A 10921-nucleotide genomic window follows, 5' to 3' on the forward strand; every position below is an offset into this window, starting at 1 on the left:
TATGAAGATAATTATACACGGCGGTTTTTTCAGTGAATCGCATACCGATGCTGATACAAAAAAGGCAAAACAAGACGCAATGGAGCGTATTGTTAAGCAGGCTTATGCTTATCTTGAAAACCATACCGCACAGGAAACGGTTGTATATGCTGTTACACTTTTAGAGGATGATCCGCTTTTTAATGCCGGCATAGGTTCTCAGATACAAAGTGACGGAAAGATACGCATGAGCGCTGCGGTAATGGATGGCGCTACCATGAAAATGAGTGGTGTCATCAACATAGAAGAAGTTAAAAACCCGGTTAAGGTTGCAGAGTTGCTTTTGCCTTATGAAGACAGGATATTAGGAGGGGAGGGGGCAACTGCGTTTGCAAGGAAGAACGGACATGAGCCGTTTTCTACCGAGATAAAACAACGCCGGAAAGAATATAAGGAAAAACTGAAAAGCAACGGGCTTGGCACTGTAGGCTGTGTTGCGCTCGATAATAAAGGCAACCTTGCAGTTGCAACCTCTACAGGGGGTAAAGGCTTTGAGATGGTGGGGCGTATATCAGATTCTGCTACTGTAGCCGGCAATTATGCAAATGCTTATTGTGCTGTAAGCTGTACAGGGGTAGGGGAAGATATTGTAAGTAATGCGACAGCAACAAAAATAGTTACCCGAGTTACAGATGGTATGTCACTTAAAGACGCCTTTTCAAAAACATTTGATGAAATGAAACCTTATGATGGCTTTTGCGGCGCGATAGCCATAGACCATGAAGGTAACATATACCATGACGATTCGCACCCCAGCATGGTATATGCGGGATATGACGGTAATAATCTGGATATGTTCGGATAATTACTGCTTAACTTTTACAGGTATTTCACCATAGGTAGAGTAACCGCCAATCTTTTGCAGGTTTACATTCACATCAAGGTCATCACTTGTGCGGATGCCAACAATATTTACATCCATAGGCGCCGTGTTGGTAAGCGAAACACTTATGCTGCCATCTTCATTTAGCGGTACTACTGCATAATTTGAACCAGCAGAAGTTGGTTTGCTATCGCCACTTGCATAGGCTTTCGGCATAATTTCTATTTTCTCCAGTATATTAATTACAAGGCAGGCTGCAATAATGGTAAGCACAACTTTTGTGTAGCGGTCGGTTTTCATGATAGTCAGATTTATAATTATTACGCCTAAGATAAATAAAAAACCCGCTCTTTAGGAGCGGGCTTATTTATAAGTAAGAATAATATTGTTGATAAAACGTTCTTATTTAACCTGGTTTACTATTGCAGCAAACGCTTCAGGGTGGTTCATAGCAAGGTCTGCAAGCACCTTACGGTTAAGCTCTATACCTGCTGCTTTTACTTTACCCATGAATTGAGAATAGCTCATTCCGTGAAGCCTTGCACCTGCGTTAATACGCATAATCCAAAGTGCGCGGAAGTTTCTTTTCTTTTGTTTTCTGTCGCGGTAAGAGTAAGCCATTGCTTTCTCTACTGCGTTTTTGGCTACTGTCCAAACGTTTTTACGACGGCCGAAGAAACCTTTGGCCTGCTTAAGGACTTTTTTTCTGCGAGCTCTTGAAGCTACTGAATTTACTGATCTTGGCATAATTTTCTTTGTTTTTGTAGCAGGCGCCCAATTTTGCGGGACTTAAAAGCCATACTCCAGGGTTATTAATTTATTTTAACCGAAAGAGAACCGTTTATTAAACTAAACGTAGTTGCTCTTTTACGCTCTTCTCATCCGCAGGATGAACTAATGTAGCGTGTGTTAAGGCAAGCTTGCGCTTCTTAGATTTTTTTGTCAGGATGTGACTCTTAAAAGCGTGCTTCCTTTTGATTTTTCCAGAACCTGTAACTTTAAAGCGTTTCTTGGCGCTGGATTTAGTTTTCATTTTAGGCATTTTCTTCCTGTATTTATTATATTCTTACTTACTTATTTTTAGTCTTAAAGCCGAGAGTTTTAAAGCCTTAAAGAATTTAATCCTGCAGACTTTACAACTCCCGACTTTTAACTTTGGTCTTTATGACTTTAGCCTTTCGGCTTAATCTACTTTTTCTTCTTCGGCGCGATAAACATAATCATCCTTTTACCCTCAAGAACCGGAAGGGATTCTACCTTGCCATATTCCTCAAGGTCTTGGGCAAGCCTTAGCAGTAATATCTGCCCCTGCTCTTTATAGATGATAGAACGCCCTTTAAAGAACACAAACGCCTTTAGCTTAGAACCTTCTTTCAGGAACTTTTCCGCATTCTTTTTCTTGAACTCATAATCGTGTTCATCGGTTTGCGGGCCGAAGCGAATTTCCTTTACCGTAATTTGCGTAGATTTTGCCTTAAGCATTTTATCACGCTTCTTTTGCTCATAAAGGAATTTTTTATAATCCATTATTTTGCATACAGGCGGTTCCGCTTTAGGAGATATCTCCACAAGGTCAAGTTCCTGTTGTTCGGCCATTTGCAGGGCAACCGATGTTTTATAAACTCCCGGTTCTACATTATCCCCCACAAGCCTTACTTCAGGTACCCTTATGGCATTGTTAGTCCTGTGTGCGTCTTTTTTTTCCTGTCTGGGCTGTATGCCCCTGTTGTTTCTTATAGCTATGGCTCTAAAATTTTAAATTAAACTTAAAATGTTTTTAGTGTTTTATTTACTTCCTCCTCAACAAGCGAGGCAAATTGTTCTATTGTCATAGATTCGTTACCCTTACCGGCCTCACCGTGTCGGCGCACTGATACCGTTCCGTTCCTTTCTTCCTCCTCGCCAACAATCAGCATGAATGGGAACTTTTTAGTCTCAGCCTCACGGATTTTCTTACCGATGGTCTCGTTTCTGTTGTCAATTAGGGCGCGAATTTCGTGATTTTCCAGCAATTCTAAAACTTTTTTAGCATAATTTTCATATTTCTCACTAAGAGACAGTATGATAGCCTGCTCCGGCATCAGCCAAAGCGGGAAGTTTCCTGCTGTGTTTTCAAGCAAAATCGCAATAAATCGTTCCATTGAACCAAACGGCGCACGGTGAATCATAACCGGTCGGTGCAGTTCGTTGTCAGAACCCTTGTAAGTCAGGTCAAAACGCTCCGGCAGGTTGTAATCTACCTGAATAGTACCAAGCTGCCACTGGCGGCCCAGTGCATCCTTAACCATAAAGTCGAGCTTAGGCCCATAGAAAGCCGCCTCGCCATACTCAACAACGGTGTTTAGCCCTTTGTCTTTAGCGGCATTGATGATAGCCTGCTCTGCTTTTTCCCAGTTTTCGTCGCTGCCGATGTACTTATCGCGGTTCTCCCGGTCGCGAAGTGATATCTGTGCGCTGAAGTTCTCAAAGCCAAGCGAACTGAACACATACAGCACCAGGTCTATTACTTTTTTGAACTCCTCATCAAGCTGGTCGGGCGTACAGAATATGTGTGCATCATCCTGAGTAAAGCCACGAACGCGGGTTAACCCGTGCAGCTCGCCACTTTGCTCATAACGGTAAACGGTACCAAATTCTGCATAGCGCTTAGGCAGGTCTTTGTAAGACCACGGCTTGCTATTGTATATTTCGCAGTGGTGCGGACAGTTCATCGGCTTCAGCAAAAACTCCTCGCCTTCATTTGGCGTGTGTATCGGCTGGAAGCTGTCTGCGCCATACTTGGCATAGTGGCCTGAAGTTACATATAATTCTTTCTGGCCTATGTGCGGTGTTACCACCTGCTCATATCCGGCTTTCTTCTGTGCTTTCTTCAAGAACTGTTCCAAACGGTCGCGCAATGCGGCTCCTTTTGGCAGCCACAACGGCAATCCCTGACCTACTTTTTGCGAAAAGGTAAACAGTTCCAGCTCTTTGCCCAGCTTGCGGTGGTCGCGGCGTTTGGCCTCTTCCAGCAGTTCCAAATACTCGGTAAGGTCTTTTTGCTTGGGGAACGAAACGCCATACACGCGGGTTAGCTGCTTGTTCTTTTCATCACCGCGCCAATAAGCACCCGCCACGCTCATAATCTTGAACGCTTTTATAATGCCGGTGTTGGGTATGTGGCCGCCGCGGCAAAGGTCGGTAAAGGTGCTGTGGTCGCAAAACGTGATAGTACCGTCTTCAAGGTTTTCTATAAGCTCTACCTTGTAGGGGTTGTTCTCTTTTTTATAAAAATCGAGCGCCTCGGCTTTGGTAGCCGAACGCATGTTAAACTCATGCTTATCCCTGGCTATGGCAAGCGCACGGTCTTCAATGGCTTTAAAATCTTTGTCGGTAATGGGCTGGTCGCCAAAATCAACATCGTAGTAAAAACCATTGTCTATAGCGGGGCCAATAGTAAGCTTTACGCCGGGGTAAAGCTCCTGTAGCGCCTGCGCCAAAACGTGGCTCGATGAGTGCCAAAAGGCTTTCTTGCCCTCTTTATCATTCCAGGTATATAATATTAAAGAACCGTCCGTCGTCAGTGTGGTTTTGGTTTCAATAGTTGTACCATTGAAAGACGCCGATATAACGTTGCGTGCCAATCCCTCGCTGATGCTCATGGCTACATCCATCGGAGTAACGCCTGCATCAAATTTTTTAACTGAACCGTCAGGTAATGTAATATTTATCATTATTAAAGTTTTATAGACGGCAAAGATAACGGATTACAGGGTTTGGTGCAATAGGGGAGGGTTAAGGAATTATACAATTAATTTACTCAATAAAACAAACCTTTAAGGGTAATCTATCGTATTTTTTTGACACTCTGAGACAACAGGCCCTCTCAATTATCTGATGAGCAATCCAAGCTCTATCTACTATAGGGGCAAATAACAGAGATTGGGCTAGCTTACTTAGCATTTCCTCTTCACTTAGTAAATCTTTAGCATAAAAGTGGTAAGATTTACCGCTATCTACTAAATACCCTTTAACCTTTAAAGCTTTTATAACTTCAATACAGATTTTTTCATTTTTTGAACTTACGGGGATATGGAAATCAAGCAAAAATAAATGTTTCCAACCACTTTGTCTCAAACTAACTTTTGAATTAATTGTCCAATATTCATTAGTCTCTTTTAGTAATGTGAAAAATAAGTCGAATTTATCTTTAGGTACGTGTCTGATTACACTAGGACTATTGTGAAAACATATTTGATTAAATATTTTTGACTCTGAAATATGCCTATCAAATAAACTCAAATTCAAGCTATCCCAAAAGGGCATTTCGAATTCATTTTTCTTATCTAATGCATGTCGATAAACATCCAACAAGTCACCAGCTAATTCTATTCGATTCTCGAATGTCTGATATCCATCAAATTTTGCAAAAGTAATTTCATTAATTTCAAGGTTTTCCCCAATTATTTGTTTTAGTATTTCAATATTTGTCATAACAGGCAATTTTTTGGATTTCTTACACATTCCTCAATTTTCCGATACTTGCTATAATCAAATTTATTGTACCTCGTGTCTCCTTCTCTTTTTTTGTCGGACAACAATATTTCTTTTGGTAAAAATTTGTCTTTAGTGGGGAATGGCGAATTAACATTCTCAACTACAACACATGTAAGACTTTCGATACCGTTTCTATAAGCATACGTAAATCGTGTATTTCCATCTATAAGGTAGAGTTTTTGGTCTACAATTTCGAGTATTGGTGGTGTAACAAGGGTATATTTATCATTGGACAACACTAACTTCGTGGGACGAAAATAATCAAATCCAAACTTGTCATATAAGTCGAACAAGGTTTTTATTTGTCGATACTTGTAGCCCAATACATATTTTGTTAAAAATATTACATCACATACATTTATCTTCCTTATAGTTACTTGTACATTTTCGTTAGAATATTGTTTAACTTGCCGGAGATTGGCAATGAGTTCATTGTGATCTACTTCCGATAATTTCACTCTTGTATGTTCATCGCGAGTTACATAATCTTTCAACATATTATGCATTAATCCAATTACATAAGAATCTTCTACTCCTGAATATATTTTCGCATGATATTCATTCCCTTCATTATGATTAAATAAGATAGCTTTACAATTATCTTGTTCAGCACCATCAAATATTGCTCCTCTAAAGGGCAGATTACCTACATAGTGAATTCTGACGCCGAAATTGTTTAGAAATCGTATCCTGAATTTTTTATTATCAGTATCGTCGCTATCTTTTGGGAAAATAAATGTAATTTCTGATTTATCATTCTTCCACTTTAGTAATGTTGGAAAGAGGTCGTATACCCAATCTTTATTATTTGTATCGCAAATAATTATTTGGTTGAATTTTTGACTTGAATTTTGTATCAAATAATTTTTTGTAAAATAGGAGTTAAACGTGATGTCCCATCTCTTCACACTCTCACCAACATTTATTGTTTCATTTTTGAAAAAATCATTGGTTGCAACTTTACCACGATTTATTAAATCCAATATTGTATGAGAGTTTATCTTATCAAAATCTGTTGCGGAAATATCCCCCGTGTCAATATTAATTAAATGTATATTTTCTTGTAATGAGAGTTGAATATCTAAATTTCCTTCTAAAGCGGTATTTACTAGTGCTCTTAAATAATCTTCGATGTTTAATATAGAACTAATAACAGGCCTACTTTCCAGACTAAATGCTAAAATTTTATCATAGTTACGATTAGGATGGTTTTCAAATATGAAGGTGGGCAAATTGCTTAAAATTCCTCCATCCACGTAACGCATTTCAACGGGTTGAAAATAAATTGGGATATTGCAAGAAGCTTGTACTGCTTCGCTCACATCTTTACTAGAACTCTTTTCAGTGCTAAATACTTCTACCCTTTTAGTAATGATATCAGTAACTATTACGCTCGTGGGAATTATTAAATCTTTAAATTTGATTGGTTTAGGAACGTCTGGTAGCAATTCCTGAAGTTTAGCCTCAAGCCAATCTTTTATATTTTCGGAATTATGCATTCCAAAATATGTCACAACCGGTAGATACTCCTGCCACTTTTTATCAATAAAGTGTTTTGCAATTCTCAATTTAATTGGAAGTTTATTAGTTCCTATTTTCTTTGCTGGAGATATAAACTTTTTAAAATCCAGTTCTTTTATCATACGCTCTAAGTCTGATGGTGACGCTCCTGCGCCAATCAAAACTGCGACAATAGACCCAGCGGATGTACCCACCAATTCTGAAAAAGAAACTCCCCAATCAGTAGCTTCTTGATAAGCTCCTACATAAGCACTTGCCTTGCAACCACCCCCTTGAAAAACACCTAGGCAATTTTGAAAGTGTTTAGTTTTTTGTCTCATATACTTTAGTTGAAAATTGTTGTAAAGTAAGAAAAAAAACGTGATGTTAATTAATATATATATAAATTAAGCGTGACTTATCTCGGTATGGCTTATTTCGCCACCGATAGTCCCGGCACGGGAGCTTAATACAACGGTAATAATAGCGCAAATGACAAAAGATTCCTCGACACGCTCGGAATGACAACATCAAACTTTAAACCCGAAACTTTAAACCCGTAACTCAAAACATATCATTTAAACACCTCTTCCGGTTTTTCGAGGTTATCCAGTTTGTGCACATAGTCTTCGGGCAGCAGGCTAAGCCCGTATTGGTAAGACGCATTCATCCATCCAAACCCCGATTTGGTTATGTAGGCAAACTCGGTGCCCACATTGCCATACTCGGCATATACCTTATGGGTGCTGTTTACCACGTCATACTTTTCGGGTATGGTGCCGTTATAATCAACAGCATTCTGGGTTATCGTCCACAACCAGCGGTAAATCATTTCGCGGGCTTCTGCTTCATAGCCATAATCTAAAAGGCCTTTCCATAACAACATCTGGTGTGGCGCCCAGCCGTTGGGGTAGTCCCACTGGCGCTGCACATCGTTAGTGGCATATTTTATTGTAGAAGCCTTGCTCGATGCCAGTATGCCGCCCTGCGCCTTTAGCTCTGTCATCATAATGTTTACAAGGCTTTCGGCTTCATCGTCGGTGCACAGCCCCGCCCACAACGGGAAGAAATTAGTCGCCGACATAAAATCGGTTAGCTTTTCGGTCTTTATATTATAATCAAAAAAGCATTGCTTTTCGGCATCCCATAAATACTGCTTCATTTTCATGCGGCGGGTAGCAGCCTTTTCGTGCCAGTATGCAGTTGTATAGCTTTCGCCGTTTTCGGCAGTGAAGTTACCTTTAAAATAAGCATCAATTAAATACTCAAAATCCTTCTCATATTTATATAGCAAAGAATTAAGGTCGACACAGTTCAGGTCGGCCGCTACATTATCAAGTCGCCATGTAGTATCATGCCCGCTTTCGCGCAGGGTGCGGTCGTGCACAAAGTAACGGTCGAGCGCGGCATCTTTAATCTCGCCGCTTTTGTAGCGTTCCTCAAATGTGAGTACAGAGAGGTTGTATTTATCGGCATATTCCTGTAGTATGCTCCTAAAGTGCCCCGGCTCTGTTTCCGGCGGAATGCCAAGCCCTCCGGCATAGTAGCGGTTAAGCCCTGTTTCGGGCGTGTAGCGTTTGCCATCCATCCACACTTCTTCATATTCTTTTATCGCCATGCTAAGGGAGTGGGCAAGCCATTCGTTACTGCGCTCTCTTGCGGGTGTCGCCTCATATACCTCTCTTATAAATGAAGAGAGGAACGGCGGCTGCGTGCGGGTAAGGTAGTATGACCTGTTTGCGTTGAGTATTTTTCCGTAGTATTTTACCTGGTAGCAAAAGTTATCTACCATAGCTTTGGCAAGGTCAAGCCTTCCGTCTATAATAAGGCCTTTGCCTTCAAAGTAGCTGTCCCAGCCATACATTTCGTTAAACCTGCCGCCGGGCACTACAAAAGGCACGCCTTTGCCGTTCTCTATTTTTAAGGAGAGTATGCCGGGGCGGGTGTTTATAGAGCGTACATATTCGGCACTAATAACAGGGGGCAGTATAACCACCTCAAGGTTTCGCCTGCGCTTTTGCAGCTCCAGGAAGTATTCTATACCTGTACTATCATGATAGGGTACATATATGCGCTGGTGGCTGTCGTGCATTTTTTCGTCTTCGGTAATGCGGTTAAGCCCTTCTTCATCAATAGTGCGGGTAAGGTCGTCCCAAAAGTGGGTGCGTATGCGGCGCGAAATGCGTTCGGCAGGGGGTTCCTGTATGCGGCTAAGGCTTATATGCAGGTTGTCGTGATGCTCTTCGTGTGCAATGGCAAGCTCCTGTAACAGGTTAGAAAGATAATAGGTATTGCGTATTATAACGGTGTCGCCCTTGGTGCTTACCATGTAGTAATCTTTTTGGGGCGCGTCGTCTTTTGTTATTTTTTTATCGCCGTCAGTATCATAGCCTGCCAGCAGGTCGTGCATGGTTTTATCAACAGGCAGATTAAAAAATGTTTGGCTTTCAGAAAATTTTTTACTGCAACTCATATATAAAAGTCCTGCAAGAATAGTACCCGTATATAGGGCAGCTTGCTTAAAATTACGCTTCTTCTTTGTTGGTAGTATAATGCCCATTCTCTTTTATTGATAGGTGGGAGCATAAAAGTACTAAAATTCTGTCGTTCAGATTATCATTAATAAACAGGTTAACATATACTTAGTACATATTTTTTACTTTTTTATAAAATGTTTGATAGGCGGATGTGATTTATTTTCAGCTAATTATAATCAGTAAAATAATTTTAAATCGAAAATTGGAAGAAAAAAATAGCAAGTATGCTTATTGTGTAAGAAAATAGTCTATATTCGCTGCAAATTCATTTAACAAAACAACAACATGAAAAAAATTTTTACACTTGTGGTGCTTTTTGTAAGTACTCTTTCATTTGCCCAACTTAAAGTTTCGGAAGTTAAAGAATCTGAGCTTATAGGTGAGTATAAGCTTTTGGGTAAGTCGTATGCTAAACTTGAGAAAGAAAGCACTCTATGCTTTATGACTTATCGTGATGAAAGATTCGAGAGCATAGACGATTACAAAATGTTTGTCTTTAAGGCTTCTGACATTGATGCCTTGTATGACTTATTAACTAATTTTGAAGGGGTAGAGAAGGGGACTAAAAAAAGAGTTGAACTTGAAAATGGTGATGTTTTAAGTCTTGAATATAAAAAGATGCTTGGGAAAATGTATGTTGAGATAATACATATTGATAAAGCCGGTGTAATGGGGATGATGAGGTGGCTAACTCCAAAACAATTTAAAGAACTTTTTGGTAAAGCATAATTTAGCACTATATATTATATATGTATCCCGCCTTATGGCGGGATTGTTTTTTGTTGGGGATAGATTAAAAAAAACTTTCTTGATCAACGTATAGATAATCAAAGTGTTACGCCATAAGGTTAAAAAAACATTAAAAAAAGGTGTTTAAAAGTTTGGAAAAGGCAAAAAAGGACCTACTTTTGCACCCGCAATAAAGCCATAAGGCGCTTCACTGAACTCCAAAACAAAATATGGATTAGGTGAAGTAATCAAGGCAACGTTCACACACAAACTGATAATAAAAGAAGCGGCAAAAGCAAAGAGGTGCCCTGAAAAAAAAAGTTACCAAAACATTTGGAACTAAAACAGGGAATACAGTATCTTTGCCCTCCTGTTCGGTAAAAACGGACAGGAGAAAAAGCCACAACCTTTATTGGAAAAGCAAAGCGAAAAAAAAATAAAAAAATATTTTTCAAAACGCTTGYCAGATAAAAAGAAAGTTGTACTTTTGCACCCGCTTTCACAACGAAAGCGAAAACAAAGAAGACACGTTCATAGACATATTGRATTGACAGCATAAGAGAGAGTAAGAAAAAGTACTCGCTTTTATCGAAAAAARGCCTATTAAWAAAGAGTCGTATAAGACATTAAAAATCTACGATGAAGAGTTTGATCCTGGCTCAGGATGAACGCTAGCGGCAGGCCTAACACATGCAAGTCGAGGGGTAGGGGCTTTCGGGCCCTGAGACCGGCGCACGGGTGCGTAACGCGTATGCAA

General features: G+C 40.0%; 10 protein-coding genes and 1 rRNA gene. 3 read left to right on the forward strand and 8 right to left on the reverse strand.

Annotated features, from left to right (window positions below; translation table 11 throughout):
- The first annotated feature begins 1 nt into the window (after position 1).
- Entirely contained in the window at positions 2–844 is an 843-nt protein-coding gene (locus KJK34_RS12900; protein ID WP_223054298.1) for an isoaspartyl peptidase/L-asparaginase, read from the forward strand.
- Here the strand turns inward: KJK34_RS12900 and KJK34_RS12905 are convergent, their stop codons facing one another.
- From KJK34_RS12905 to KJK34_RS12940, 8 genes are all read right to left on the reverse strand, one after another.
- On the reverse strand, positions 845–1162 hold the full coding sequence (locus KJK34_RS12905; protein ID WP_223054299.1) for a hypothetical protein: 318 nt from the start codon (positions 1160–1162) through the stop codon (positions 845–847).
- 102 nt (positions 1163–1264) lie between these two features.
- Complete coding sequence (rplT, locus tag KJK34_RS12910) at positions 1265–1609, reverse strand: 50S ribosomal protein L20 (protein ID WP_223054300.1); 345 nt, start codon at positions 1607–1609, stop codon at positions 1265–1267.
- Positions 1610–1706: 97 nt separating this feature from the next.
- Complete coding sequence (rpmI, locus tag KJK34_RS12915) at positions 1707–1904, reverse strand: 50S ribosomal protein L35 (protein ID WP_223054301.1); 198 nt, start codon at positions 1902–1904, stop codon at positions 1707–1709.
- A gap of 146 nt (positions 1905–2050) precedes the next feature.
- The gene (gene infC / locus KJK34_RS12920; RefSeq protein WP_223054315.1) at positions 2051–2581 is read right to left on the reverse strand and encodes a translation initiation factor IF-3; all 531 of its coding nucleotides are present in this window, start codon (positions 2579–2581) and stop codon (positions 2051–2053) included.
- A 47-nt stretch (positions 2582–2628) separates the two neighbouring features.
- A complete protein-coding gene (thrS, locus tag KJK34_RS12925; RefSeq protein WP_223054302.1) occupies positions 2629–4575 on the reverse strand; it encodes a threonine--tRNA ligase in 1947 nt (648 codons plus the stop codon).
- A gap of 82 nt (positions 4576–4657) precedes the next feature.
- Positions 4658–5335 carry a primase 1D-like protein gene (locus KJK34_RS12930; RefSeq protein WP_223054303.1) on the reverse strand — a complete coding sequence of 226 codons (678 nt, stop codon included), beginning with the start codon at positions 5333–5335 and terminating at the stop codon, positions 4658–4660.
- Positions 5332–7239, reverse strand: coding sequence for a patatin-like phospholipase family protein (locus KJK34_RS12935; protein WP_223054304.1), 1908 nt, complete (start codon positions 7237–7239; stop codon positions 5332–5334). Before KJK34_RS12935 ends, KJK34_RS12930 begins: the two co-directional genes overlap by 4 nt.
- A gap of 233 nt (positions 7240–7472) precedes the next feature.
- Positions 7473–9458 (reverse strand): trehalase family glycosidase, encoded by a 1986-nt coding sequence (locus KJK34_RS12940; protein WP_236937655.1) that lies wholly within the window; start codon positions 9456–9458, stop codon positions 7473–7475.
- A gap of 262 nt (positions 9459–9720) precedes the next feature.
- Between KJK34_RS12940 and KJK34_RS12945 the strand changes: the two genes are divergently transcribed.
- Positions 9721–10164: a hypothetical protein gene (locus KJK34_RS12945; RefSeq protein ID WP_223054305.1), complete on the forward strand. Its 444-nt coding sequence runs from the start codon at positions 9721–9723 to the stop codon at positions 10162–10164.
- A gap of 636 nt (positions 10165–10800) precedes the next feature.
- Positions 10801–10921, forward strand: a 16S ribosomal RNA gene (locus tag KJK34_RS12950); the annotation flags it as partial.

It is taken from the genome of Flavobacterium coralii, assembly GCF_019891545.1.
GTDB lineage: Bacteria > Bacteroidota > Bacteroidia > Flavobacteriales > Flavobacteriaceae > Flavobacterium > Flavobacterium coralii.

Excerpts from the sequence above, each read along its gene's own strand:
- KJK34_RS12940 (WP_236937655.1), bottom strand. The coding sequence starts at position 9,458 with ATGGGCATTATACTACCAACAAAGAAGAAGCGTAATTTTAAGCAAGCT.
- KJK34_RS12935 (WP_223054304.1), bottom strand. The coding sequence starts at position 7,239 with ATGAGACAAAAAACTAAACACTTTCAAAATTGCCTAGGTGTTTTTCAA.
- rplT (WP_223054300.1), bottom strand. The coding sequence starts at position 1,609 with ATGCCAAGATCAGTAAATTCAGTAGCTTCAAGAGCTCGCAGAAAAAAA.
- KJK34_RS12945 (WP_223054305.1), top strand. The coding sequence starts at position 9,721 with ATGAAAAAAATTTTTACACTTGTGGTGCTTTTTGTAAGTACTCTTTCA.
- KJK34_RS12900 (WP_223054298.1), top strand. The coding sequence starts at position 2 with ATGAAGATAATTATACACGGCGGTTTTTTCAGTGAATCGCATACCGAT.
- thrS (WP_223054302.1), bottom strand. The coding sequence starts at position 4,575 with ATGATAAATATTACATTACCTGACGGTTCAGTTAAAAAATTTGATGCA.
- rpmI (WP_223054301.1), bottom strand. The coding sequence starts at position 1,904 with ATGCCTAAAATGAAAACTAAATCCAGCGCCAAGAAACGCTTTAAAGTT.
- KJK34_RS12905 (WP_223054299.1), bottom strand. The coding sequence starts at position 1,162 with ATGAAAACCGACCGCTACACAAAAGTTGTGCTTACCATTATTGCAGCC.
- KJK34_RS12930 (WP_223054303.1), bottom strand. The coding sequence starts at position 5,335 with ATGACAAATATTGAAATACTAAAACAAATAATTGGGGAAAACCTTGAA.